This window comes from Bacteroides sp. MSB163, from assembly GCF_036416795.1.
GTDB classification, from domain to species: domain Bacteria; phylum Bacteroidota; class Bacteroidia; order Bacteroidales; family Bacteroidaceae; genus Bacteroides; species Bacteroides maternus.
Genome location: NZ_CP143867.1, coordinates 5,596,945 through 5,623,831, shown reverse-complemented (window position 1 = coordinate 5,623,831; position 26,887 = coordinate 5,596,945). Strand labels below are relative to the sequence as shown.

Genomic DNA, 26,887 nt, shown 5'->3' with positions numbered 1-26,887 from the left:
GCTTAATGATCTCTTTCTTGCTTTCTTTAAACAAAATTTACTAAAAATATATATGTTTAAAATAAAAACATTATCTTTATAACAGTTCTGCAGAATTAGATGAGACTTAATGTATTACTATTAAAAGATTAATATTATGAATATTAGATTGAAACAAGTAGGACTACTATTAGCTCTATTCATTGTAGGATCATGTTCTAATGATATGATTGAAACAAGTAATAATTCATCATTAATTGAAGAAAGTTATGATGAAATAGACCTAAACTCTTTAAAAAGTGAATTTTCATTTGCTTTGGCTAGAGTTCTTAATGAAAGTGAAGGTGCAAGAAAGCTTATAAAAGAAGAGGCGATAAAGCAGTTTGATCATGATTATGATGTCCTATACATGTTAGTTAAAGAAAAACGATTAAGTGGAGAGGGTACATTGGAAGAACTTTTATCGAAATATATGAGCAAAGAAAACTTGCAAGTTTTATATAGGAAAATGCCTACTCTTACAATTTTTGTTCCAGTTCTTCCAGAAGACATCTTTTCAGCAGAAAAGTGGAATGTTGCTCAAGAAATACCTTTCGTTGCTTATAAAAACAAAGAAGGTCAAATATGGTATGTGGATAATACTGGAAAAGTAGATATAATTGCGAATAATGAAATACCAGCTTTTCCTATTGTTGTAGTAAAACCATCTGAAAGGGTTGTGTTACAGTCTGCGTTAACTAGGAATTATGATAACTCTTGTGTTTTGCGTGCAGAAAATGGTATGAATTTTGTATTTGAATATAAGGAGTTCAATAATCTTGTTAAAGCAAATACTAGGGTTTCTTCTTTAGATATTCCTGCTAGGCTTCAGAAAGTTTTTGATGCAAAGAAATATGCAGATCGGAATGGAGTTTGGCAAAGGGATTATGTTTATTATGATATTATGGAGAATAATGGTAGAGGTGCCTTTTGCAAGGAAATGTCGGAATGTATATATTATCTTGAACTACTGGGAAACCCTAATACTGTATATGGTAATATATCTGATCAAGACGATGACCCACATCATTATGACGAGCAGCTTCAAGCAACAAGAGATCATCCAAACAATAGGGGGCCTGAGAATTTTTGGTTTAATGGGAATTATGAGTTTATTGTAAAAGTTTATGTTAGCAATATTAATTTAGTATCTAATGAGATAATAAAGGGAATATCCATTCCTCCATATGATTTATTTGAACTCGATTTACAAACTCAAGGAAGATATAGGCCTAATCTAATTAAAGGTGTTAAAAGTATAAAGAAATATTATCTGCCCGAACCTTTACCATTGTTTGATTGGAATATTGAGGAATATTCTACTTCTGTGAAAATATCTATTCAAGAAAAGGATTTGCAGACAACGACACAGAATGTAGTAGAAACAACAACTACTTTTGCTACTAATTTTGACTTTGATATAGGTTTGGAAGAGAAAGTGAAAATTGGGGCAAAGTTTGGTATTTCCACTACTGTACAACATAGGGTATCCACTACTGTTACAACGTATTTAGATAGTGATGAGCTAGGAGATGTGATCGTTAACTTTGGTGATGATATTATAATTAAGGATGAGATGGATAGTGTAGGATTTACTTATTGCGGAAAACGCGGTGAATATCATTGTCCTGTTTATGAGCCTGCTTTGAATCCCAAATATAACTCTGGGTATTATAGGATTGGAATAATTCCTTTGGCACAATATTAGATTCAGATACTACTATTTGAACTCTATATTCTTTTTTTAGATGAAGAATAAATTTGTGAAAATCCCCGGAGTCTGCATCACAGGACTTCGGGGATTTTACTGTTTTATAATACTTTGAAAATGATTGTTTTACAAGGAGTTAATTCCTTGTTTACAAGAAGTTAACTTCTTGCTGACAAACTCTTAACTTCTTGTTGACAGCCTCTTAATAAGTTATCTTATCTTCCTTCTCACTCCATGTTTCAAAAGCCTTGATGGCTTCATTGTGTAGTAATACTTCTGAGGGTAGTTTGCGATCGGCAGGTTTTAAAGCGATTTCATCATATATGAAAGAGTCGTCGAAACCTATATTTTTGGCGTCAGTCTTGTTGTTTCCATAATACATTTTGTCCAGTCGGGCCCAATAGATAGCACCGAGGCACATGGGGCAGGGTTCACAAGAGGTATAGATTTCGCAACCACTGAGGTTGAAAGTACCTAGTGCCGTGGCTGCTGCACGAATGGCACTGACTTCGGCATGTGCTGTCGGGTCACATGAAGATGTCACACGATTCGTACCGGTAGCTATGATTTCTCCATCTTTGGCAATGACAGCACCAAACGGGCCGCCACCGTTAGCGACATTCTCCGTAGAAAGTTCAATCGCTTTTCTCATAAGTTCTTCTTTGGTCATAATACAATGATTGGTTTTAGTAATAAGGCAAAGATAAGAAATCTTTTTGCTTTATCAGCTAAAACCAATCGATATTGCTGGTGTAGCGCTCTTACCAGTACCAGCCTATGCCTATAGAAGCCGGATAGAGCTCGGGTCCTTTATTCTTTTCAAACAAAGAAGTGAGAGCGAAACGGGCATTGAACCCCAAGCAACCGTAACCAGCCTGTAGCAGCAGATTCATGCCAAGCGGATGGGTATTCAGCTTGCTACTCAAAGTATGTTTCTTATCATCATATTTGGCTCTGGATTTAACCCCTACACGCCATTCCACTTCCGGACCAGCGGCAATGAAAGCACGGCGACTGCCGAATTTGGTTTGCCATTCCAGACTGACAGGCAGACGGAAAGCCCAATAGCGTAGCCAACTCTTTTGATAATCCACATCTTCGGCTTGCCGGCAAACGGTGATGTCGTCTACTTTCTCAAAGCCGTAATTGTCATCCAGTTTATAGACGATACGTGCTAAACCGAGGGTGGTGGTCAATCCCCAATGATTGTTACGGGTTATGGCAACTCCGGTATTAAACAGATTGATACCCCATTCCCAGGATTTCGAGCCAAGTTGAGGTACTTTGGCAGAGTACTGAAATGTATTGCTTGCCAGTTTGTTAAAGCCGAAATAGATGGCGGGGTAGTGAGGATCAAAGCGGTAATAGCCTTTTTTCTTCTTCACAAAAGGCACGGAAACCGTTGTGGTTCGTTCAATGCTGCGGCCGTCCAGATACACACCTTCAAATACCTGGGTGTTTTCGATGGTGTCATTGTCGGCTTTCGCCTCATACATTTTCACTTTGATTTTGCCATCATGTTCTTTAATGATGATCTTCCGTCCGTTGAGATAGAGAGTTGTATCTTGCGGGATGCTTTCTTGTGCCACGACTGTCATGGAAGTCATGATAAGGAATAAAAAGAAAATTCGTTTCATAAGTTTTATTATTTGTGATTTATAAATTTCAGAATTAGTCTTTGCTGAATATCAGTGTGACAAGGTCGTCACTGTCTATTTCGCCTTCGATATAGATAAGTGTGGCTTCTCCTTTCTTGCCGAGCCGGAATAGTATGAAGCGGTTTATTTTATCTTTTACCGGAGGCAACTGGTAGTATCCCGATTGAATACGTCCGTCTGTCACCACTTCTTTTATTTTTCTGGCATGTTCCCGGTCGGATTCCAGACACCGGTAGATATCCGGTAATGCTTTTTCTGCCTTTGTCAGTTTCAGGCTTTGGTAATGGGTGATGTCCCAATTCTTGGATAACATCTTGGACAGTTCCACGTAAGTGGCCCCTTTCTCATTGCCGTATTTCTGAAATACGGATGCTATTTGCAGTCCTTTCTGGGCATACATGCCGGTACTGAACAAGAGCAGCAGGCAGCATAGCAGGGTATGAGTGAACTTTTTCATAATTGTATCTATTAGTTCTTTTTATTATTCAAACATCAGATCAAGCACTTCATCTTCCGTAGTTCGCATATCTCGGAAAGCAGCAAGGGCTTGTTCATGCACCAGGTTTGCATCGGTGTATTGCTTACCGTCGATAATGACGTAATTTTCCGGAGTGGGGTGAAGGTATCGCTGCGTACCGGCAATGCCGATCACTAATAAAATTCCGGCTGCTATTCCTCCTGCCGTGTAAATAAAGCGACGGCGGAAGGTAAGTTTTTTAGCAGGAGTACTTTCTTGCCGGAATGCTTTTGCTTCCTGATCCAGGCAGACAAACAAGGGACGATATACTTGTAACGATTCCGGTACATTTTCTTGCGTGAAGAAACTGCGTAATTCGCGTTCTTCCTCACATGAGGTCTGTCCTTCGAAATAGCGGTCTATTAATTCTTCTATCTTCATGCTTGTTTCCTCCTTATTTTTTCTTGTACGGTTTGCAGGTAAATTTCTCTCACTTTCTTTCGCGCTCTCGACAGGTTACTTCGGATAGCTTCCGGATTACAGCCTGTGATGTCGGCAATCTCTTCCGTTTCGTACTCCTCGATGTCTTTCATCCGCATGATGGTGCGCTGCAAGGTAGGCAATGAATTAATAATTTCATGCATCAGACGGATTTCGTCTTTTATCTCAAGCAACCGTTCCGGTGTTCCACCGGGAGTGGCATCCTGTACATACTCTAACGGTACGCTGGCAGTATGCCTGGTGCGCCACATATCCATGCAGAGATTATGCGTCATGGTCATGGCGAATGCTTCAATGTTGCGGTACTGTTCCAGTTCAAGCCTTTTGTTCCATAGCTTGAGCAGGACTTCCTGTACGGCATCTTCTGCATCGTCCGGACTTTCGGTCAACTTCCGCGCATAATTCAATAGCTTATTGCGGAGGGGTAGAACGGATATTTTAAATTGTTTGAGTTCCATTTACATTACTAAGACGAACGTGTAAAGCGAACGTGACATCAAAAATAAAAAAAAGTGTTGCACAAAGCAATTTTTTGTTTTGCTTTGGCAACACTTACCATTTGGGGAGAATATGAACTACTTGAGTGGTTCCATATCACTTCATGCAATTATAAGGTCAACCGGACAGAGACTATGCTGTTACCGGACAACAGTACATATACACCCTCACCGGATTCCAGCATCTCAGTACTGATAACTTCCATATTTTTATTTTCATTTGTTTCAACGGCACTTGCACGCTTCATTCCTGCCAACGGTATTTCTATACACTGGGTGGCTCCGGTGAAATTCAGCAATACAACTGTTACTTCATTTCCTGCCTCATTGATGTAGGCTGTGGCACATACCCCTGTATTATTCGAGACAGCTTTAATGCGGGTAGTACCTGTGGCGTACTGCGCGTAATGGGCCATGATGTAACCATTCTTGGCAATTTCACCTTCACCCACCGGGCTGCGCTTGTCATTATCGCCCATCAATCCATAGAAGCGTTTTAAATACCAGTATACGTATGCACTGCAATAGCCCTCCATACACATGTGGATTTCTTTGCCAAGATGGTTGAGGCAGTATTGCCACTTTTGGAATTCCCATGCTGACGGATCATCTGATTTTTCTCCGTCATTAAAGAGATGTTCCGTCATCCACCAGGTCTTCCCTTGGATGCGAGGATAGAGACCGCAGATGTAATCGTGACGATTTTTGACGTATCCATTATCCAGGTCTGTAAAACCTTGATAAAGATGTCCTGCAATAATATCGGTCTGTGCAAATGCTCCGGCATCGTTGATTATCGGATCCGTGTATTCGGGCGGCGTACCGCATGCTTCGGGAGACATCAGTCTGACTCCGGTTTCACGGATTTTGGCACCGTATTGCTTCACAAAATCTACTACTTCCTGAGGAGTCCAGTAAGTAAAGTCCATATCCGGTTCGTTCTGAACAGATATGGCATAAAGATCTACTCCATTCTGTTTCATGAAATTGATGTAACGGATAAGATGATCGGCGTATGCTCCATAGTTTTCTTTTTTGAGATGTTTTACTTCTTTGCCGTTCACCTTGATTTGCTCGGAGAGAGCATCTGTACAGTCCCACGGACATGCAAAAACTATTGCTCCATTGGCCTGTGCCGCTTTAGCCGCTTCTACATCAGCATTCCAATCAGATTCGTTGGGATAAACCATCAGGCGAAGGATGGAGTAGCCCAATCCGCCCTCACCATACATTTGGTCTAATTGCCGGGCAGAAATGAGGTTTCCGCCACACCAAATTTTAGGATTGTACATTCCACCGAATCCTGCTATCGGCTGATATTTCACCGTAGGGTCAATATTAAGTGTAACAGACTTGAACGCTGGTTCCTGTTCTATCAATAAATCAGTAGTCTGTTTGTTGGTTTTGTCAGTAATGTGAATAGTCTGTGTACGTTGTTTCATTGAAGCGTTAGCATTGCAAACCACTTGAATTTTTGTGTACTGCTTTTCTCCATCACTGCTTCCACCTGACATCGGAGTTATACTTTTTACAATATCTCCCTGTTCGAAGGTTATCTCCCAGGAGGTTTTTGCCCACTCTATAACGACCTCCGTCTGATTTTCACCGGCACTCACTGTAATTGACTTTTTAGGGAAGAGCGCATATGCGCCCTTCCCGTTATCATCAGTCTCCGCATTATTATTATCAGAGCATGCCCAACATGACATTCCCATCAGAAAAATGCATAGATTTCTAATAAGTTGTTTCATTATACTTCGGGTTATTTCAATCCTTCAACTATTCCTTCATACATTCCATTTCGATTGTATCCCGAAGTCCAGGGGCAAATCTTGTTACCGGTACTGGTTTCGGTCATACTTGAAATGGATATGCCATATTGCTTGTCCGATGCGATAGTCTTCCGGTATTCTTTCATGATGAAAGCTATATAGTTGGCTGCGGCACTCCGTTCATCAGCAGTCAGTTTACTGGTCTGGATGAACTTACCCTCTGTATCTTCCACCATCATGCTGAGGTCGGATACACGTATCAGTTTACCGGTCTGTGCCAGCTTGTCGAACAATTCGGAAATCATCTCTTCATTGGCTTTCTGGGAAGTGGCATCTTTGGAATAAACCGCATGGAGAAGGATGTTGTATCCGTCAATATGGGTTACATCATCTGCTTCCCAGGATTTTACCAATGCAATCAATTCATCGGCTTTCTGTCCCATCTCATCAGATTGATTGAATGTATTGCTGACGAAGAGGTTGAGATCAATTTTCGCTGTGTCACGGGCTTGTTTCACGGCTGTACGTGCATATTCTACTTCGCCCAAGTATTCACCCCAGTTGAAGGTGTTGGCATCCATGGTTTTGTCAAGTGGTTCGCCTACAATATTCCATACTTTTACAGACTCACCACCGGCATTTACTATAGCACCGATCCATTTATTCATCTCTTCTGTGAAGATGTTCTTTTTCTCTTCGGGAGTTTTCTCGATGATGGTATCATCGGCTTTCCAGTGGAGGTTGATATTATCGATGTAAGCATGCCACTCGCCCGAGCCTGAACCTACGGCCAGTTCTATCTCGGTCAGATCCTTCAGGGAATTGGGAATGGCGATCTTTCCACTTCCCGCAGTTTCACCTTCTTTCAGGAATGTGATATAAATCTTGTCTCGTCCCCATTTGTTAGCTTCACAACCGAAGTTGAACGGTCCTTGGCCACAGTTGAACTCTTGTCCATTAATTACTACCCGCATGCCGTCACCCCAGCCACCTTTGCCATCTATCAGGTACATGTCGAGAGAAAGACCTATGTAGTCACCTAACGTTCTTCCGTTTTGCAATTTTACAGTGAATTTAGGATAAGATCTATTGCAAGGGGTGGCAGCCGTACCTACGTGTAATACTTTGCCACTGCCTTCTGGATCATTCTCTACAACGGAAGAGTTTCCGTTTGTCATCGGATAAGATGTACCAAGTTCATCTTTTTCAAAGTCAATTTTAGTGACACCTGTTCCGGGAAGCTCATAATTCATCACGATGTTATCGAGAAAATATTGTGCTCCTCCAGAGGCGGATCCAACGGCAAGCTCAAATTCAGTAAGTCCTTTCATTTCATCCGGCAATATGAAGCCTGGAGCTGTGGCGCTATTTAAGCTGATGACCGCTCCACGATTCCAAGTGTTGGGATTACAACCAAGTCCTTGGGCATTTGTACCTACGTTAAATTCTTGTCCATTGATAAAGACTCTCATACCTGCTCCATATATACCATCACTGTTTACAATACGCATATCAATGGTCAGATTGACGTAATCGCCCAGTTTTCGGCCTTCCGGTAACTTGACGTTGAACTTAGGATGTGAATAGGCAGCTTTGTTGTCATCGGTACCTACATGCAGTGCTTTGCCACTCTTCCCATCCGGATCGTTTTCCACCACAGCCAGACTTCCCCCGGTCATACCATAAGCTGTGCCGAGTTCATCATTCTCGAAGTCACAAATCACAGTTTTGCCTTTCTCGGGTACGAAGGGGATAATAATGGGCTGTATCAGTTCATTATAGTAAGCGGTGCGTTGTCCTTGGTTGGAACAGAGCGTACCACCATAAAGCGTTATGTCCGTTCCTTTGACAGCATCAGATACTAATTGCATTCCGCCAAAATCGAAGGAACCATCCTCTTTCAATGAATTGACAGGTATGAAGGAATCGCCAATATCTATACCATCAAAATTACTAAGTATGGTGCTGTAAGCAATGTCTTTTTTTAAAAAGTCTGTTGCAGACAAGTTTGCCGTAAACTTGAATGGTGAACCGGCATCGCGGGTAATGTACGATTTCAGCAAATCGAAGCTGGCCAGGTATTCGCTGTTGGCCACTTCTTCAGGCTTTTCTACCTGAAGGTTGCAATCGTACTTATCGGTGCATGCCATAACCGTTACACACATCATGGCAATACCGATTATCTTATGATTAAAGTATTTCATGTTTTCTTTGTTTAAACGTTTATACCAGATAATACTATCTTATTTCTATCTCGAATGACTTGCCACCTTGTACGGCACGACTGCTTAACACCAACGTATCTTTGGTGGCGTACTGCATGTTTTTGGTTTTAAAGTCAATTGTATAGTCCAGATAGATAGCATTACGATCTTTACCGCCAAGGCTGTTCTTTTCGCCCTTCTTCACAAATTTACCGGTACCGGAGATGATGAGATCGTCGGAAGTACTACCTACTGTGCAATTTCCATCTTCGGTAAAAGTCAAGCTGAGGTTGTAATTGAAAAGATTACCTTGCGCGTCCTTGGTTGATAAGGATAGAATATTGTCTTTCAGGCTTTCAGTTGTAATATTTACTTTCTCATCCTTCTCTACATATTGCTGGTGGCGTACCAATTGCGAAGAAACACCGTTTATCACAGCTTGATCCACTCCACGACGCAGGTATTCACCATGCCAGGGATTGACATACTTTACAGCATAAAGTACAAAATTCTTGGGTTGTACACTCCAGTCGCCACTATTTGTCAACATGGGGTTTGCTACGACTGCCTTACCCTGAAGGATGGAGTCTGCACCCTGTACGCCTGTCATCTTCAGAGGAATCACGTAATAATTATCAAGAGTCTTTTTATCGGCAAAGAATGCATCGGTAAACTGTACCTCCACACCACCTATAACTTCACCCTTGGGAATATTGATCTGGTTGGCGGCCAGGGTGTAGTAGGAGGTGGGCATAGGGGTAACAGGAGTGTTACTTCCTTTGAAATAGAGGTTTTCGCAAAGCGATTCATCTACTTGAGTATCAATAATTACATTCTTGCGGTTGGTATAACCACCACCCCAAGCTGCTTTAATGGATATTTTGTGCTGATTATCCAAAGAGTTATCGAGGAATTCGTCTTCTCCCAATTCAATGGTACGTAAACCATATTGATTGGCAAAATATACAGTTTGATAATCGAAGTCGGAGAATTCATTGTCAGAGCTTTCGCACGCAGTGAAAGACAAGAGTAATGAAGCCAGACCGATATATGCTAATTTCTTTTTCATATCATGCTATTTTATTAATAGTGTTCACAATTTTGTTTATTTCCATCCTCTATTCTGGATGAGGTTGCTGTACTTCAGTATCTCAGAGTTGGGGATAGGGCAACAGTACATATAATCTTCATACGAACGTTCTTCCACGGTTATTTTCTGATAACTGTTACCATTCCAGCTAATGCCATATACCGGTTCGTTCAGGTCGACTTTCCAGCGACGGAGATCCCAAAAACGGAATCCTTCGAAGCAGAGTTCCAATCGACGTTCGTTGCGGATCAGTTCACGCATTTTGTCTTTGCTTGCAGCGCATGCTTCCAGATAAGCATCATTGATACCACCTATGCCGGCACGTTTCCGGATGGCTTTGATTACATCGTAAGCGGAGTAATCTCTGCCGTTGGCGTTTTTCGGTCCCCAAGCTTCATTGGCTGCCTCAGCATAATTCAGGTACATTTCAGTATAACGGATACGGGGTGTGTAATGCGGCTGTTTGGAAATGGATGCCGGATTACAGTTCACATCCATGCGCAAGCGTTTTCTCATGTAATAGCCTGTTCGGGTTGAGCGGTTTTCGGTCACGTTAACGCCGTCTTGATTTCCCTCATTGATGTTGATTGTTATACTCTTCTCACTGATTGTACTTCCATTGTAAAAAATGTATTTGCCCAAACGGGGATCGCGTCCAGCATAAGGATTGTTGGCATCGTATCCGCTGGCTGCGTCATTGATGGGGTATCCATTGGCCATGGGGAATACATCGACCAGATTCTGCGATGGATTCATGTAACCATTACCGTACAAACTCGGTGGGAAATTTTGTGATTCCTGATCGTTATCACCACTTCCTTTGTTTCCTCTCCATAAGATTTCATTTGGATTGGCACCATCCTTAATTGTATTTATAATAGTGGGTGAGTAATATTCCACTCCGTCGGATGCTAATCCTGATAGACCTCCTTTGTAGTCTATTACAGCAGCTGCGGCATTAGCGGCATCCGCCCATGTGGCAGCGTTGGAAACATCTTCAAAGAAGGGACTGGCAGCCAGTACGGCTGTGCGTGTACGGAAGGCACGGGCTATGATTCCATTATACAACTGACGTGCTTTGGCACCCATAACGGTGTTGTATTTACCGACGTCTTGTGTGAGACTCTGGAAATCTGCAGGAACGCTTCCTGAAACATCTTCATACTCATAAGGAAGTCTTTTCTCTGCTTCGGAAAGATCATTGTAGATTTGTTCTACACAAGCCTGAAACGAAGCACGCGGTTGATTGAAATCCGATTCTATTGTCTGAGGTTCTGTAAATATGGGCACACCGAGCAGTTCGCCATTTGCACCAAAACCGGCATGGGCACGAAGCAGATAAAAATAGAACATCCCACGGAGTCCGTAAGCTTCGCCAGTGAGGCGTTGCGCAAACAATTTGTTCAGTTCTTCATCATCCGACCATTTTACGCCTCCCACATTCTCCAGGAAGAGGTTGATGTATTGAATGGCACCGTAGGAATTGGTCCACTGATTCTGTGGATTATATGAACTTGTAGTCCAGGCACCGGTGGCCATTTGCAGATACACATTACTTGGCTGGTTGGTTACGGCGTCATCCGTGCCATACTCGCTGTTATCGTAATAGCCCGGAATCAGACTGTATACATTGTGCAATATTCCCCGTGCGTATTCCGCATCGTTGTACATGTTTTCCACGCCTTGGAAGTTTTCGATGGCTGGTGAAAACAAATCATCACAACCGGTGAGCATCAGGGCACCTATTATAAAAGGTATAATTTTCTTTTTCATAATCTTCTTCTTTATTAATCAATAAAATCAGAATGCAGCCTTGAAACCTGCATAGAAGTTACGGCATTGAGGGGAACCGGTACTCAGCTCCATATGCTTCCGCTCTTTAGAGATGGTAAGCAGATTGCTACCTCCGCAATAAACACTTAAACCACGAACAAACGTTCCTTTGAAAGTATTTTCAGGGAAATCATACGTCAATTGCACTTGGTTCAGGCGGAAATAGTTACGCTTATACATCCAGAAAGTGGAATTGCGGTAGTTATTGTCACCATTGGTGGTGGTCAGGCGTGGGTAGGTGGCCACATCCTTTGTATCTTCGGTCCAACGTCCCCATACCACTTCTGAGAATTTGCTCGTACCGCGGTTCCAGTAGTAGGAACTGCTTTTAAAGTCTACAGAGCCGGTTTGACCTGATCCCATGGCAAATAGCGAGAAATTTTTCCACTTCACAGTTAAGTTCAATCCGAAGGAGAAAGGAGGAGCTGACCAACCGTTCTTTCCTAATTCAATTTGGTCCTTGCTGTCGATTACACCATCCTCGTTAATGTCTTTGTACTTCAGGTCACCGGGTTTTACCGTACCAAATGTTTGACGGGCATGATTGTCTATGTCAGTCTGATCCTGGAAGAAACCTTCGCATACATAACCGTAGGAAGCATCGAGTGCACGACCTTTGCGATACTGGTAATCTTCGTCGTAAAGTTCGTCACGTTTCAGAGCTTCGGAGGAGTACACCATACCATTGAAACCGAGTGTTACGTCAAAATCGCCGAATTTCTTGTTGGCACTCAGCGCGAAGTCAAAACCACTGCGTCTGTCCTCGTTATAATTGATCCAGGGCATGAAGGTGGAGTTACTACTTAAAGCAAAGTACGTAGGATATATGGAAGAGGAACCTTGGGTAAGTAAGCCTTTCGTGTCCTGCCTGAAATAGTTGACGTTCAACTTTAGCAGACGGTTGAATAGCGTAGCATCAATACCTGCACGGAACTCTTCACGTGTGACGAAACCAAGGTTAGGATTATCGCCACGTTTAGAGGCTGGAGTCCATCCGCCCGCTGTGCCATCGTGCCATTGTACATAGAATCCTTCATTTTGTCTTTTGGAGAAAGTTCCTTTATACAGGTAATAATCGGAGATGTCAAGATCTTGATGCAGGTTGGCATAAGATGCTGTGATTTTCAGATCGTTTATAAACTTTACATTTTCCATAAACTTCTCTTTGCTGATTCTCCAGCCCAAAGTGACTGACGGAGAGAAAGCGTTACGCTTGCCTTCGGGTAATTTGGCCGAATGGATCACGGCACCACTGAAATCGGCATAATACTTATGATTGTAATTGTAGGATGCCCGTAAGCCTAAGTTCACATTACTGGTACGGTGATAATCACTGCTTTCATGGTTTTCGTCAGCAGAATTCTGCGTTTGATAACCCCAGCCTATGAATGTGGCTGCTACGTTGTGGTATTTTGCGAACGTGCGGGCATAGTCAAACTGTGCACTGAACGTCATGGTCTGATCGTAAGTGGACTTGCCGACATATTCATTGGGATCTTTTTTGTCTTCATTGTGTTTCTTCAAGGCAATAATCATATCTTTGCCATTCACCTGAGACCATGTAGGTTCATAAACGGCGTAGGTCTCGCTGAAAGCTTCCGAATAGTAAGAAGTATAGTCTACACTATAAGAAGTCTTAAACGTCAGGCCTTTCAATAAAGAACCCAGATCGGCGGCAAGGCTGACATCGAACATAAACATACGTGCCTTTTCCTTGACATATCCGGCAGCCAGAAGATCTGCAAAAGGATTGGTCATGTCGGAGGAAGTTCCTCCAAGCAGATATTTGCCGTCAATCAGGTGATTACTGTTGGTAATATATTCCTGTATTTGAGCGACGCTGGTATCCATCATGTCGATGGGTAATAGCGGAGCAAACCAATTGGGACGCAAGGTGGATGCAGTTCCCCAAAAGTTTCCGCGACCTGCATACTGATTGGTAAAGACAACTGCCGCATTGGTAGTAGCCTTTAGCCATGAGGCAAGTGTCATGTCTACGTTACCGCGTACATTGAAACGCATATTGTAGGCATTCTTTGATTCACCATATTTCAGCAGGTCGTTACTATAATCCATACCAAAATTCAGGTAATAGTGTGTGCGATCATTGCCTCCATATACTTCACCTGTCACATCTGCATTATAATATGCCTTTTTCAGATAGTCCGAACTATAGAAATCAATGTTCGGATAACGATAAGGATTGGTTCCCATGGCAGTGTTGTAAATATCTGATGCGCTGTATTTGGGGGACAGCCCGTCATTACGGCAAGCTTCATTGTAAAGGGTCATGTAGCAGTCTGAATCCAAATATTTGGGATAAGATTTGGGAACATTAATGCCTGCATTGCCCCGTACGTCGATGCGCATCGGTTCATTTTTACCGCGTTTAGTAGTGATCAGGATAACGCCCTTTGCCGCACGACTACCATAAAGTACCACGGCAGCAGCATCTTTCATTACCGAAACACTTTCTATTTCCGAAGCGCGTACATTACTTGCACTACGGGGTACTCCATCCACTAGGACAAGTGCTTCTTGCCCCCATACGTTGCCGGTGTATCCACCTATCAGACTTTCCAGTCCAACTAAGCTACTGGAACTATTTACTTTTTTGATCAGTTCGGACGTGTTGACTGTAGAAATGGCATGCGTCAAGTCTTCCTGGGCAACCGTACCGAAAGCCACATTCACCAGGCTATCTTTGTTTTCTTCTTGCGCCTGGATGCCTCTTGCATGAAACAGAGACATGGCGAAAACAGTACAGCCAATATATATAAACTTTCTATTCATTTTTTGCGTCATTATTAGTTAATACGTCAAGATTACCATCCGGGATTCTGGTAGAACCCTTCATACATGCTAACATCCTTTTTAGGGAGCGGATACCAATAGTGTCTGTCGGTATATTTACGCTCAAGCAATACTACTTCACGCAAGTTCTTGATAGCATTTTCTTCCGGTTCGTCATAATTATAGTCACTAGGATCGGCACGGTCGAACTCAATCTTGGTCTTCAGTGTGTAAGGATATTGGGTGAGAAGCATCCAGCGGCGAAGGTCGGCAAAACGGAAACCTTCGAAGGACAGTTCCACGGCGCGTTCACGGCGTAATTCGCTCAGGAAGTCAGCAGTACTACCTAGGAACTTGTCGAGTACGGGAGCAACCCCGGCACGTTCGCGGATCTTGTTCAATGCCTCTTCGGCTGTGAGTGAGTAGGTAGCAGCTTTACCCTTCGGACCGTTGTAGCCTACAGCCGTAGCTTCAGCATACATCAGATATACATCTGCTAGGCGCATAAGGCTGAGGATCATGATATTGTTTTCTTTATAACCGTCAACCGTATTCATCAATTGCGGACAGAGTTTGCTGTTCATATAGGCTGTGAAGCAGCCTTTCTTTTCATTTGCTTCTTCACTCTCTCTACCTCCGGTGAAAAGTTCTGCCGTTCCACCTGCACCACCGGTACTTTTCCACTTCACACCATCGAACATGATGGTTTTATAGAAGCGTGGGTCGCGGTTTTTCCAGGGATGTGTGGGATCATAGCCTGATTCGGCATCTGCCTTTGTCATGTCATTAATCGGGTAACCGTTCTGCATGCCATAGTAGTTTACGTAGTTGGCGGTAGGATAGCATTTAATACCGGAATACTCAATGGATTGAGGTCGGAAGTCGTTAACCATATTCCAGCGCCAGCGTCCACTATAATCCTTGATATTCTCCATAAAGATGGACTCTTTTACTCCGTTCAGCTTGCCGCTTGAGTTATGCAACAGGAAGATGTCGTTATATTCGGAGAAGTCAGCCAGTTCGTAGCGGTTGGTCGATTCGGTGAGGGCAAGGGCTTGTCCGAGAGCATCGGCACCTCGTTTGCACAACTCTGCATTGTATTCCTTTGCGCCTCCGGAAGCCCAGTTCATCAACGGACTGCCTGCCCAAAGCAAGGTCTTGCCTTTATAAGCTAAAGCCATGATACGGTTGATACGCATATTGTTTTTGCCTAAAGTCACTTTACCGGCGGTGGTTGCATCCCAATCAACAGGAAGTAGACTGGCTGCATGTTCAAAGTCGGCTACGCATTTTTCCGCACATTCTTGCCATGTAAGACGGGCTAACGTGGGAGCTACATCCGAAGACAACACTGTATCAATATACGGCATGCCGCCCCACCATTCCATTAGCATAAAGTGGTACCATGCGCGGAAGAAGTAAAGTTGCCCTTCTATGAGATTACGTTCTTCCTCGGTGGCGCTTATCAGATTGCCGAGGTTGGCGATGCCGATATTGGCCTTACGGATAGCATACCAGGAGTTGGCCCATAAGTGACCTTTGTCAGTTCGGTTGTCTGAACCTGCCGAGCCTTGATTGTTGGGGTAACCATAGTAAACAGTAGTCCAGGCCCAGAAGTCTCCGTTGTCCACACTACGGGCTTGCATACGCATTTCCTGTGGTTCCCAGTATTCATCTTCACCATAGTTGAAGCAAGTATGTCCGGCATCTTTGTTGTTTGAAACTACCGGGATACAATTATAGAGTTCTTCAGTGAAACCCTGAAAGTTCTTAAAATTCTTGTAGGGGTCATTATCCTGGTAGTCACTTTCCGGAGCTTTGTTCAGATAGTCTGTACATGAGGTCATCCCCATTATGCCAGCCATTGCAATAGCCGACATCATAAATAGTTTATTTATATATTTATTCATAATTATCTCTTCGTTATTATAAGGTTATGTCGATACCAAAATTGAAGCGGCGTACCGTAGGGTAGGCACCGTCCGAAGAGCCTGTACCGTAGTTGGCTTCACGGTCATCCGGCATGTCGGTCCACATGTAGAGATTGTCGCCGTTCAAGTAGAGACGGCAGGAATTGATGCCCATTTTCTTCAGCCAATTGTTCTTGAATGTATAGGATAATTCAACATTCTTCAGACGAAGGTAAGCACCATCATACCAGTAACGTGTTCCGGTAGCAGCTGCGTCTACAGTAGTTCCCCAGCGTGGAGTGGGTAGGGTGGCATTACCTCCCGGTGTCCAGTATGAACCTTCTGCATAAGCTACGTGAGCTGTAGAACGGAATGTCGGGAAATTGACTTCACGGGTTACATTGGTTACGCCATAGAATTGGGCAAAGCAACTGAACCCTTTCCACTCAAAACCGAGAGAGGCATTATAGGTGTTCTGCGGTGTACTGGCATACTGATAAGGAGCACGGTCGTCGTTGTCAACTATACCGTCACCGTTGAAGTCTATAATATTGTAGTCGCCCGGTAACTTCATGTCATTTCCGGTTGTCCAATTACTACTACCTATCACATCGTCCCAGGTAGCCAGATTCCCATGGTCGATATATGAATATACTTGGTTAATTGTATGTCTGGCTCCCTTCTGATAAGCAGGTAGCAAAGGAGCGTCATCTCTGAACTTGATTTCATTGATGGCATGAGTCATACTGGTGTTCAGCCAGACACGTAGACCATTGTTGAATACATGATTCAAACGTAATTCCAATTCATAGCCGTGGCTGTTGACTTTACCTAAATTGGTTCGGGGAGCCGTTGTACCAAAATAAGACGGAATGGCACGGCTGTCACCACTAATTATAATGTCCGTACGGGTATCGTTGAATACATCTACTGAACCTGCTATCAGTCCATTAAAGAAAGCGTAGTCTAAACCAATATTACGTTTCTCTACAGTTTCCCAAGAGACATTCGGGTTACCCAGAGAAGAGATTTTCCAGTGAGTATAAGGAGAGTTGTCCGGATTGATGCTACCCATGACAGTGTTACCACTATAACTCAACTGATCTTTGTATAAGAAACGACCTGCTGTAAATCTCTGCCACGGAGCGACCACGGCATCATCACCTACTCGTCCCCAAGAAGCGCGAAGCTTTAACATATCGACGAACTTCAGTTTTTTCATGAAACTCTCTTCACTGATCATCCAACCCAGTGAGAGAGAGGGGAAGAAGGCGAAACGATAATCAGGACCGAATTTTTCGGAACCGTTATAAGCACCATTCGCTTCGAAGAAATAGCGCATGGCGTAATTATAGGTAAAACGGAATACCCAGTCTTCCCGATAGATAGGGAACACACTTCCCTGTGCCTCTTTTAATCGGCTGAAAAGGCCAAGACCGGTTACTTCATGCTTGCCGAAGGTACGGGCATAGTCAAACTGCATGGAGTAGTATAGTTTACGATAAGTGGCTCCAATGTTTGCACTACCGGATTGTTGTAACCAATAGATCGGATTAGTGACTTTGTCGAGTCCTGTTCCTGTATCAGGGTCATATTTATAGGAGATATTGCCTGTATCCGGATCCACCCAGATGCGTTGTGCATCGTTGTACTGGTCACTGAGGCCGCGTTTGTTTTCCGCAAAAGTGTAGTCCATAGAGAAGTTCGCCTTGAATCTCAGTCCTTTGGTCAGCATAGCCAGGTCCTGCTCCAAAATGAAGTCAGTGGTCATTTTGGTGGTGGTACGTTTCTCTTTACCGCCTACGGCCAGGAAATAGGCAGAGTTGGGTACGTCGGCATCACGCGGCGCGTACCATCCCCACATACCATTGGAGTAGACGGGACGCATGGCATCGGGAGCGGATTTATAAGCTGAGTTCCAGAAACCGGTGTCATTATCGCTCATATCCCAAGGCAGCTGACGTTGTGCATTCGAACCAAACAGGTTGGTAGAGAATTTGGTCGTTTTTGTTAAATGGAAGTCCAGGTTACTGCGTACGTTGATGCGGTTATAGCCAAAGCCGGAGTTGTAACCACGTCCGTTTTCAAAGCTCTTGAACAAGTCACCTTCGTTTACGAAATCTACAGCTGCGAAGTAACTTACAACTTTAGTACCACCTGATACGTTGACGCTGGTATTATAGGACATAGCGACTTTCTTGAAAAGCTCATCCTCCCAGTCCACATTAGGATAGCGGTCCCACTCTTCGGCATTGGCCGGATGACGATACTTATCGATGATGGCTGCCGGTGTGTAGTTTGCCCATCCGGCAGGATTGAGACAAGCTTCGCGCTCAATGGAGTTATTCATCAAGTAGAATGTGTCATAAGCATCATACTTTTCAGGGAGTTTTGATACTACTTTAGCTGTCATATTTGCCTTGATCTGTACGTTGGCTTTTCCTTCCTTACCGCGTTTGGTCGTAATAAGGATTACTCCATTAGCACCTTTTACACCATAAACAGCAGTAGCGGATGCATCTTTCAATACAGAAATGTTCTCCACTGAGGAAATGTCTACTGAACTCATCTCACGTTCGATACCGTCTACCAGTACTAGGGGTTCGCTATTATTCCACGAGCTCTGTGTGCGGATAATAATCTTCGGGTCTTCCGCACCGGGCATACCGGTAGAACTGGAAGTAATGACTCCCGGTAGGTTACCCGTTAAGGCAGCTCCTAAATTGCTTACTCCAGACCGCTCCAGCGTTTTTCCGGAAGTCTGTGTAATGGCTCCTACTACCGACGCTTTCTTTTGCTGTCCGTAACCTACTACTACAACTTCGTCCAGTAGTTGTGTATCATCTTTCAGAACTACTTTGATTGTCCCTTTTGAAGAAGCCTTCACTTCCTGCGGCTCCATACCTACAAACGAAACGACAAGGACAGACTTTTCATTGGGCACGGTCAACACAAAATTACCGTCTATATCTGAGATCGTACCTATTGAATTATTCCCTTTTACAACTACCGAGGCTCCAATTATTGTCTCGCCATTGTCGTCTACGACTGTTCCTTTCACTGTTATTCCTTGTTGTGCCGAAGCTGTCAGGCAGCTAAAAAGCATCAAAAGAAACAAGTAAGGAATCCTTTGAATTTTCTTTTTTACATTTTTCATTACCATTAGTTTAAGATAGTTAATAACTATGTTTTCTCTGATGTCATAAAGTCAGGATTAACTGTTGTCATACATGCTTTCCATAATTCTTTTAGTTTTAAGATTAATAAATAATGATAAAGAACCTTTTTGTTCCCGAAGCAAAAGTAGGAAGTATAATAATAGTAATAAATATGTTGCTATTGCAGAAAGATTAACTGATGTTGCATTCTATATTAGGGGTGTATCATAGACTTTAATTGATGTAACACAGCCTTATTTTTTTAACTCGTAATATGTTCAAAAGTATCTGTTACAGTGATCTTTGGCAGGCTTCTGGAAGCCGTGTACCTTTGTTTCATAGTATTATTAATCTAATTTATTTCTACATGATGAGAATATCATTAAAAACACGGATTGTCTGCCTGCAACTTTGTCTCACTCTGGCTTCGACACTGCAAGCGGCGGATAAGTTTGTCTCTTTCATTCGGGAAGAAGGTACGTTGGAGCTTGTAACATCTCAACAAAGGAGTTTCAGTATTTTATGTGCTGATGAGGAACATAAAGGAGTATTAACGGCTGTACATAATTTACAGGAGGATTTTTATAGAGTGGCCGATATACGTCCTGCGTTAGTGACCGATGCAAAACGGAAGGGAAGTACGGATGGGCAAAATGTACGTATTCTTATTGGTTCTTTTGACGAGTCTCCATTCATAAAGCAATTGGTGAAATCGAAGAAACTGGATGCCCGCGAGTTGAAAGGCAAGAATGAGAAGTTTATAATCACCACAGTAAAAGATCCGGTGGAAGGAATACCGGGTGAAGTGTTGTTAATTGCTGGTAGCGATAAGCGTGGAACTATCTATGGAGTTTATGAGTTATCTCGTCAGATAGGGGTATCTCCCTGGTATTGGTGGGCGGATGTTCCGGTGGAACGGCATGAGGAACTCTATATTAAAAAAGGTGTATATACCGACGGAGAACCGGCAGTGAAGTATCGCGGTATTTTTATTAATGATGAATGGCCTTGCATGGGAGGTTGGACCACGGAACGTTATGGTGGCTTCAATAGTAAAATGTACGTGTATGTGTATGAATTACTGCTTCGCCTGAAAGCCAACTTCCTATGGCCTGCTATGTGGAGTGCTGCTTTCTATGTGGATGATCCCATGAACAGTCCATTGGCTGATGAGATGGGGATCATAATCGGTACTTCCCACCATGAGCCTATGGCGCGTAACCATCAGGAGTATGCTCGCAATCGTAAAGTGTATGGAGCCTGGAACTATCAGACAAACAAAGATGGTATCGACCGCTTTTTTCGTGAAGGTATAGAGCGTATGCGGGGTAAAGAAGAAGTGGTGACCATTGCGATGCGTGGTGACGGTGATGCACCGATGGGACCTGATACGGATACAAAACTGTTGGAAAATATAGTGAAAGAACAGCGTCGTATCATAGCCGAGGTTACGGGAAAATCTGCTTCTAAAACTCCACAATTATGGGCGCTTTATAGTGAGGTACTGGAATATTATGATCAAGGTATGCAGATACCGGATGATGTAATGATTCTGTTATGTGATGACAATTGGGGAGATGTGCGCCGTTTGCCCGAGCCGGGTGTTAAACGTCATCCCGGTGGTTATGGCATGTACTATCATGTGGATTTGCATGGTGCTCCACGTGCTTATCAGTGGTTGAATATGACTCAAATCCAGCATATGTGGGAACAGCTTTATCTGACGTATACTTATGGTGTGGATAAGATGTGGATATTGAATGTAGGTGATTTGAAACCGAATGAGTTTCCTACGGATTTCTTCTTGAAAATGGCATGGAATCCTGATGCTTTTAATGCGGGTAATCTGATGGATTATACAAGAGAATTTTGCCGCCAGCAATTTGGCAATGAATATGCTGATGAAGCTGCGCGAATTTTAAATCTTTATTGTAAGTATTGCGCTCGTGTGACGGCAGAGATGTTAGATCACAAAACCTATAATTTGCAAAGTGGTGAATTTAAAGCTGTGGCCGATGAGTTTCTGGCATTGGAAACACATGCTGTCCGTCAGTTTGCTTTGCTGCCGGAGAATAGGCGCGATGCTTATAAGGAGCTGATATTATTCCCTGTGCAGGCTATGGCCAATCTTTATGAAATGTACTGTGCTACCGCCATGAACCGGCAGTTGGCTGCTGAAAATGATGTGCGTGCCAATGTCTGGGCGGATCGTGTGGAGTATTGCTTCCGGAGAGATGCGGAGCTATGTGCCGATTATAATAATAATATTGCCGGAGGCAAATGGAAACACATGATGGATCAGCCCCATATAGGCTATACTTCATGGGATGAACCGAAAGGAGGAAATATAATGCCGGAAGTAACCCGTGTGGATGCTTCCCGGAACGGAAATATGGCAATGGGGGGGTATGAATACGAAGAGAGCAGTAGGGTAGTGGTAATGGAAGCGGAGCGTTTTGCTACATCCGTGCAGGAACCCGGTACGCAATGGACTGTTATACCGGACTTGGGACGTACACTCTCCGGACTTGCACTGATGCCATATACCAAACCGGTATCCGGTGCTTCATTGACCTATCAAATTCGATTAAAGTCTGACTTGTCCGGTGTACGTGTACGTCTGATATTGGATAGTACCCTGCCTTTTATTAAAGGAGGGCATAGTTATGCCATTCGTTTAGATGACGGTGAAGAACAAATCGTAAATTACAATTCGGACCTGACTTGGGCCAACTGTTATTCAAAAATGTATCCTGCAGGAGCGGCACGGGTGATAGAGTCAAAAGTTACTTTTCCTGATGTCACTCTGGAGGCCGGGGTACATACTCTGACTATTCGCCCTCTCAGTCCGGCGATAGTATTGCATAAGATCATAGTAGATTGCGGAGGCGATATGCCCGGTAGGCTTAACCTAACGGAAAGCCCTCGGACAAGAACTTTAAAATAGCTATGTAAAAGATGCCATCTTTTTTATTAAAAGTTGGCATCTCTTGTTGCATAAGTTGGCATCTTTCACATCAAAAGATGTCATCTTTTGTTTTATCCTGTCCCATATGGCGTTCCATATACTCTGATGGTGATATGCCATACATTTCGCGGAATGCCGTGGCGAAATAAGTGGGATGCGTAAAACCGGTTAATGTGGCTACTTCTGTTATGCTATGCCGCTTGTCGGCCAACAGGGTGGCTGCCTGCTTCAGACGCAAGTTACGAATGAGTTGCTGTGTAGTCTGATTCGTGAGTTCTTTGAGCTTGCGATGCAGATGTACACGGCTGATACCTACTTCCGTACTGATCATTTCGACAGTTAATGCCGGATTACCTAAGTTCTCATTGATAACACGCATGACACGTTCCATAAGCCGGTCATCGGGAGATTTTACTTCTGGGAATGAGATTTGTTCCTCCTGATTCTGACGGCCACTGAAAGCATTACGCAATTGTTCCCGGCGGCGGATGAGGTTTAAGACAGTTTTTCTCAGCAACTCAATGCTGAATGGTTTCATCAGATAAGCATCGGCACCGGTATCCAACCCTTCCAGATTGTCCTCCTCGCTGGTACGGGCGGTAAGCAGGATGATGGGTAGATAGTTGATGTTCACATTCTGTCGTATCTTGCGGCAGAGTGTCAAGCCATCCATTTCAGGCATCATCACATCGCTGATTATCAGATCGGGCGTATGGGATAATATCGATGCTAATGCTTCTTTTCCGTTACTGCATTCGGTCATGTAAAAGTCATTGCTCAGTTCGCGGCAAATGTAGTGGCGAATCTCTTCATCGTCTTCTACCACAAGCACATGGCGACGACTGCGGGCACGGACTTTACCGCTGGCTTCTTCATCATCGTCATCATAAGGTAGCGGGGAAGCTATGGTGGCTGGTTCTGCCGCCGGGATATTTATTATGGTGTTGGCGGTTGTTGCTTCTTCTATTTCTTCCTTTTTCAAATGCCCGTTTCCTAGCGGTAGCCGTATGATAAACCGGGAGCCCGGTTTGCCTTCGCCATTGTCCTCTACGTGAATATTTCCGTAATGCAGCTCTACTAAAGAGCGCGTGAGGTGAAGTCCGATACCTGTTCCTATATTTGAGTTGTTCTGACTGTTGCGTATCTGGTAGAATCGCTCGAATATATGTTCTCGTTCAGTGGAAGCAATGCCGATACCACTGTCCGCAACTGTAAGCTCAACATATCGGCGCAGAGGTGCATTTTGGGGAAGGTGGGTATCCTCACCTGTGCTGAGGCTGATTTCCACTTGTCCGTTTTCAGGCGTGAACTTACAAGCATTCGACAGCAGGTTCAGGATGATCTTGTCAAAGTTCTTGGGATCTATCCACATTTCTATTTCAGGAGCAGAGGTGTGGAATTTTAAGTCGAGTTTCTTTACTCTTGTCTGTTGTTCGAAGGTTTCTAACAGGTTGCGGGTGAAACTAACTATTTCAGCTTTTTTAAATATGAGGGACATTTGTCCTTTATCTATTTTTCGGATATCCATTAATTGGTTTACCAATTGCAGGATGCGCTCGGCATTCCGTTGTATAGTATTGTAGAGCTTTCTGCATTCTGCATCCTTATCTTTTGCCATCAGTTGTTGCAAGGGACTGATGATAAGCGACATTGGAGTTCGTATTTCGTGGGAAATATTAATGAAGAACTGTAACTTTGCTTCGTTAATTTGTTCGGCATGAATGTGTTGCAACATCTTTTGATGCATACGGTAACGATGATGCACCTGCGTCACAATGAATCCGATGATTGATAATATTAATAAGACGTATATTAATTTAGCCCAACCTGATACCCACCATGCCGGATCTATCTGGATGATGATTTCTTTCTCTTCCGAGTAGGCTGTATAGTCTTTGGCTTTCATCCTGAAGTGATAAGTACCCGGTGCCAGATCACTGAAAGAAACTCTGTTGACGCCCGGAGCTAATGCCATCCAGGTTGCTCCATTCATGGAATAAAGATAGGTGATCCGTTCCGGATTATAAAATTCCATGGCTGAGAATTCGATGCTGAACGAGTTATCTCTATGACATAAACGGAATCGGCTGGCTTCCTGTACTGCTGTTTCTATAACTTCGTGGTTACCGGAACGTGTATCTTTCTTTACAGCTTTGTTATGGATGTAGAAGTCGGCAATTCTAACCTCGGGATTTTTGACTTCTGTAGTGATTTCTGCTGGTCGGAAAAAAGTGATACCATTGATACCTCCAAAGATGAGATATCCATCTTTATCTGTACAGGCTACATTTTTGCTGAATTCATTTCCTTGTAACCCATTGCCTGCATAGTAGTTGATAAAGGTACCTGTTTCCGGGTCCATGTTTGTGATACCGTAATTGGTGCTTATCCATAATCCATGTTGTTTATTGCCTTGAATGGCACAAATGGTATTATTGGGCAATCCATCGTGTGTAGTATAAGTTTTAGAGCTTCCACTTTTCCCGTCTATATGAATGAGCCCTTTGGTGGTACCTGCCCAGATGTCACCTTGTTCATCCTCGAAGAGGGTCAGTATGATACTGCCACTGAATATCCTGTTTTTCCCATAGGTTGAGGCGAAGTTCATTGTGGGTATGTCCAGACATCCTAAGCCATCGTAGGTGCCGATGTATAACTTATTGTTGCGGGTGTACAGCAATGAGGCTACCCAACGGTTGTGGAGTACATTGTAATTCTCCTGATATTCTTTTCCGCTTTCAAAAGTATCGCATCTGTTGACTTTTCCGGTTTTTAGATCGATGTAAAACACGCCTCCGCCCATAACGGCCACCCACAATCGTTCACCGTTCTTGTCTGATGTCAGATACGATATATTTTTCACTTCATTTTGATGATGGTCCTGTAATTTATAGTATCGGCACAGGCCGGTCTTGGGATCCATCTCTGCCAGTCCTTCCAAAGGTGAAGCCAGCCACAATCTGCCGTCTGCTGTCTGGTGGATGTGGTTAATTGTGGACGGCACGGAATTAGATGTTTCTTTGTGCTCAAAGTGCAGGGAAGGCTTATTCTTTCCTTTTATACCATATATACCGTCATTTGCCGTTCCGAGCCATAAAGTTCCTTCATTGTCTTTACATACTGCTTTTATACTGTTAGAACCTATTTTATTGGTTGTTACAGACTTGTAGCCCATGTACTTGAATTGGTTTGTTGTAGCCGGAAGAAGCATAACTCCTTTGCCATTGATACCCAGCCATAAGTTGCCAGCTCGGTCCTTTGTGATGGCGTGTACATCAGCTTTGCTGAAATCGAAAGTACTGAAACTGAACTCGCTTTCCTTTATCTTCTGTGTATGTATGTCATATACTTTTATGCCGTATCCTATGGTTCCGATATAGATTTTTCCTTGTCCGGCAGCATACATTGTATTGATAGGCAGGTTAGGAAGTACCGGACAGGAGATAGGGGTAAAAGAATCTTTCTGCTGGTCGTAGATGAATATTCCTTTATTTATGTTACTGGCATAGATATTTCCTTTTTCATCCAGACAAATAGAAGTGACAATATTCCAAGCATTCTCTTTTCCGATGAAATAGTGATAGGTTTGACCCGATCTGTCAATGCGGTATAACCCCTTGCCTTCTGTAGAAACCCACAGGTTTTCGTTGGGGTCTTCGAATAGATATGTTATGAAAAAGCTGGGAACTGGTAGTTGTGCCTCTTTGATAAGAGGTTCTGTTTCTCCTAATGTTAATGAGTAAATGCCATGACCGGAAGTACCAATTAATAACTCTCCATTCTTTCGCTCCAGGATCGTACTGATATGTGCGCTCATGTTGATTCCTGATTGGTACAGGATAGGGATTTCTTTAAAGAGGTCTGTTGCCGGGTCGTAAAGTTGTAGTCCGCGTTGTGTACCTACCAGGAAGTTCCCTTTGCTGTCTTCGAAAAGTATTCGTACATTGTTATCCACTAATGAACTGTCATTTCCTTCTTTGTGTTTGTACACACTGAACTTGGCGCCGTCGTAGCGATTAAGTCCGTCTTCGGTGGCTATCCAGATAACTCCGTCTTTGGCTTGATAGATCTGATTGATATTGCTGTTTGATAATTCACGGTCTACCGTAAATAGTTTTTCTGATTGACTGTATCCGTAGGTTGCAAAGAAAAGGAATAAGATGGATAATAGTGTTTTCATGATTACGTTGGGATTAGCAATTGTGATACAAAAGTAACTGAAAACATATATTCTCACAAACATAATATGGAGGAAAACCCCTTTATAAAAGGGGGATGTAACGTATAGCAAATGATGTGTTACATTTCGTGGGATAA

Annotated in this window: 15 protein-coding genes; 2 read left to right on the top strand and 13 right to left on the bottom strand. The window is 43.2% G+C overall.

Going from position 1 to position 26,887, the window contains the following annotated elements; translation table 11 throughout:
* Positions 1 to 136 precede the first annotated feature (136 nt).
* Complete coding sequence (locus VYM24_RS22165) at positions 137 to 1,726, top strand: hypothetical protein (protein WP_291548902.1); 1,590 nt, start codon at positions 137 to 139, stop codon at positions 1,724 to 1,726.
* A 205-nt stretch (positions 1,727 to 1,931) separates the two neighbouring features.
* On the opposite strand, the gene VYM24_RS22160 is transcribed toward VYM24_RS22165, so the two are convergent.
* The 12 genes from VYM24_RS22160 to VYM24_RS22105 form a co-directional block, all read right to left on the bottom strand.
* Positions 1,932 to 2,399 carry a nucleoside deaminase gene (locus VYM24_RS22160; RefSeq protein WP_291548904.1) on the bottom strand — a complete coding sequence of 156 codons (468 nt, stop codon included), beginning with the start codon at positions 2,397 to 2,399 and terminating at the stop codon, positions 1,932 to 1,934.
* A gap of 91 nt (positions 2,400 to 2,490) precedes the next feature.
* Positions 2,491 to 3,366 (bottom strand): hypothetical protein, encoded by an 876-nt coding sequence (locus VYM24_RS22155; RefSeq protein WP_291548906.1) that lies wholly within the window; start codon positions 3,364 to 3,366, stop codon positions 2,491 to 2,493.
* 34 nt (positions 3,367 to 3,400) lie between these two features.
* A complete protein-coding gene (locus tag VYM24_RS22150; protein ID WP_224320019.1) occupies positions 3,401 to 3,844 on the bottom strand; it encodes a DUF6108 family protein in 444 nt (147 codons plus the stop codon).
* A 24-nt stretch (positions 3,845 to 3,868) separates the two neighbouring features.
* A complete protein-coding gene (locus tag VYM24_RS22145) occupies positions 3,869 to 4,285 on the bottom strand; it encodes a DUF2214 family protein (RefSeq protein WP_195653629.1) in 417 nt (138 codons plus the stop codon).
* Positions 4,282 to 4,803 (bottom strand): RNA polymerase sigma factor, encoded by a 522-nt coding sequence (locus tag VYM24_RS22140; protein WP_195653630.1) that lies wholly within the window; start codon positions 4,801 to 4,803, stop codon positions 4,282 to 4,284. Before VYM24_RS22140 ends, VYM24_RS22145 begins: the two co-directional genes overlap by 4 nt.
* 149 nt (positions 4,804 to 4,952) lie before the next feature.
* The gene (locus VYM24_RS22135; protein ID WP_291548909.1) at positions 4,953 to 6,593 is read right to left on the bottom strand and encodes a glycosyl hydrolase; all 1,641 of its coding nucleotides are present in this window, start codon (positions 6,591 to 6,593) and stop codon (positions 4,953 to 4,955) included.
* An 11-nt stretch (positions 6,594 to 6,604) separates the two neighbouring features.
* On the bottom strand, positions 6,605 to 8,818 hold the full coding sequence (locus VYM24_RS22130) for an endo-1,4-beta-xylanase (RefSeq protein ID WP_291548911.1): 2,214 nt from the start codon (positions 8,816 to 8,818) through the stop codon (positions 6,605 to 6,607).
* Positions 8,819 to 8,852: 34 nt separating this feature from the next.
* Positions 8,853 to 9,887 (bottom strand): DUF5627 domain-containing protein, encoded by a 1,035-nt coding sequence (locus VYM24_RS22125; protein ID WP_291548913.1) that lies wholly within the window; start codon positions 9,885 to 9,887, stop codon positions 8,853 to 8,855.
* Positions 9,888 to 9,923: 36 nt separating this feature from the next.
* The gene (locus VYM24_RS22120) at positions 9,924 to 11,681 is read right to left on the bottom strand and encodes a RagB/SusD family nutrient uptake outer membrane protein (RefSeq protein ID WP_291548915.1); all 1,758 of its coding nucleotides are present in this window, start codon (positions 11,679 to 11,681) and stop codon (positions 9,924 to 9,926) included.
* A 27-nt stretch (positions 11,682 to 11,708) separates the two neighbouring features.
* The gene (locus VYM24_RS22115; RefSeq protein ID WP_330940962.1) at positions 11,709 to 14,534 is read right to left on the bottom strand and encodes a SusC/RagA family TonB-linked outer membrane protein; all 2,826 of its coding nucleotides are present in this window, start codon (positions 14,532 to 14,534) and stop codon (positions 11,709 to 11,711) included.
* 32 nt (positions 14,535 to 14,566) lie between these two features.
* Complete coding sequence (locus VYM24_RS22110) at positions 14,567 to 16,444, bottom strand: RagB/SusD family nutrient uptake outer membrane protein (RefSeq protein WP_330940961.1); 1,878 nt, start codon at positions 16,442 to 16,444, stop codon at positions 14,567 to 14,569.
* 16 nt (positions 16,445 to 16,460) lie between these two features.
* Positions 16,461 to 19,607 carry a SusC/RagA family TonB-linked outer membrane protein gene (locus VYM24_RS22105; protein ID WP_330940960.1) on the bottom strand — a complete coding sequence of 1,049 codons (3,147 nt, stop codon included), beginning with the start codon at positions 19,605 to 19,607 and terminating at the stop codon, positions 16,461 to 16,463.
* A gap of 362 nt (positions 19,608 to 19,969) precedes the next feature.
* Between VYM24_RS22105 and VYM24_RS22100 the strand changes: the two genes are divergently transcribed.
* Complete coding sequence (locus tag VYM24_RS22100; RefSeq protein WP_425286615.1) at positions 19,970 to 22,549, top strand: glycosyl hydrolase 115 family protein; 2,580 nt, start codon at positions 19,970 to 19,972, stop codon at positions 22,547 to 22,549.
* Between the two features lie 70 nt (positions 22,550 to 22,619).
* Here the strand turns inward: VYM24_RS22100 and VYM24_RS22095 are convergent, their stop codons facing one another.
* Positions 22,620 to 26,750 carry a hybrid sensor histidine kinase/response regulator transcription factor gene (locus VYM24_RS22095; RefSeq protein ID WP_330940959.1) on the bottom strand — a complete coding sequence of 1,377 codons (4,131 nt, stop codon included), beginning with the start codon at positions 26,748 to 26,750 and terminating at the stop codon, positions 22,620 to 22,622.
* Between the last annotated feature and the right edge of the window lie 137 nt (positions 26,751 to 26,887).

What these genes read in the sequence shown, in the direction of transcription:
- VYM24_RS22165 (WP_291548902.1), top strand. Translation starts at nt 137, where the DNA reads ATGAATATTAGATTGAAACAAGTAGGACTACTATTAGCTCTATTCATT.
- VYM24_RS22160 (WP_291548904.1), bottom strand. Translation starts at nt 2,399, where the DNA reads ATGACCAAAGAAGAACTTATGAGAAAAGCGATTGAACTTTCTACGGAG.
- VYM24_RS22155 (WP_291548906.1), bottom strand. Translation starts at nt 3,366, where the DNA reads ATGAAACGAATTTTCTTTTTATTCCTTATCATGACTTCCATGACAGTC.
- VYM24_RS22150 (WP_224320019.1), bottom strand. Translation starts at nt 3,844, where the DNA reads ATGAAAAAGTTCACTCATACCCTGCTATGCTGCCTGCTGCTCTTGTTC.
- VYM24_RS22145 (WP_195653629.1), bottom strand. Translation starts at nt 4,285, where the DNA reads ATGAAGATAGAAGAATTAATAGACCGCTATTTCGAAGGACAGACCTCA.
- VYM24_RS22140 (WP_195653630.1), bottom strand. Translation starts at nt 4,803, where the DNA reads ATGGAACTCAAACAATTTAAAATATCCGTTCTACCCCTCCGCAATAAG.
- VYM24_RS22135 (WP_291548909.1), bottom strand. Translation starts at nt 6,593, where the DNA reads ATGAAACAACTTATTAGAAATCTATGCATTTTTCTGATGGGAATGTCA.
- VYM24_RS22130 (WP_291548911.1), bottom strand. Translation starts at nt 8,818, where the DNA reads ATGAAATACTTTAATCATAAGATAATCGGTATTGCCATGATGTGTGTA.
- VYM24_RS22125 (WP_291548913.1), bottom strand. Translation starts at nt 9,887, where the DNA reads ATGAAAAAGAAATTAGCATATATCGGTCTGGCTTCATTACTCTTGTCT.
- VYM24_RS22120 (WP_291548915.1), bottom strand. Translation starts at nt 11,681, where the DNA reads ATGAAAAAGAAAATTATACCTTTTATAATAGGTGCCCTGATGCTCACC.
- VYM24_RS22115 (WP_330940962.1), bottom strand. Translation starts at nt 14,534, where the DNA reads ATGAATAGAAAGTTTATATATATTGGCTGTACTGTTTTCGCCATGTCT.
- VYM24_RS22110 (WP_330940961.1), bottom strand. Translation starts at nt 16,444, where the DNA reads ATGAATAAATATATAAATAAACTATTTATGATGTCGGCTATTGCAATG.
- VYM24_RS22105 (WP_330940960.1), bottom strand. Translation starts at nt 19,607, where the DNA reads ATGGTAATGAAAAATGTAAAAAAGAAAATTCAAAGGATTCCTTACTTG.
- VYM24_RS22100 (WP_425286615.1), top strand. Translation starts at nt 19,970, where the DNA reads ATGATGAGAATATCATTAAAAACACGGATTGTCTGCCTGCAACTTTGT.
- VYM24_RS22095 (WP_330940959.1), bottom strand. Translation starts at nt 26,750, where the DNA reads ATGAAAACACTATTATCCATCTTATTCCTTTTCTTTGCAACCTACGGA.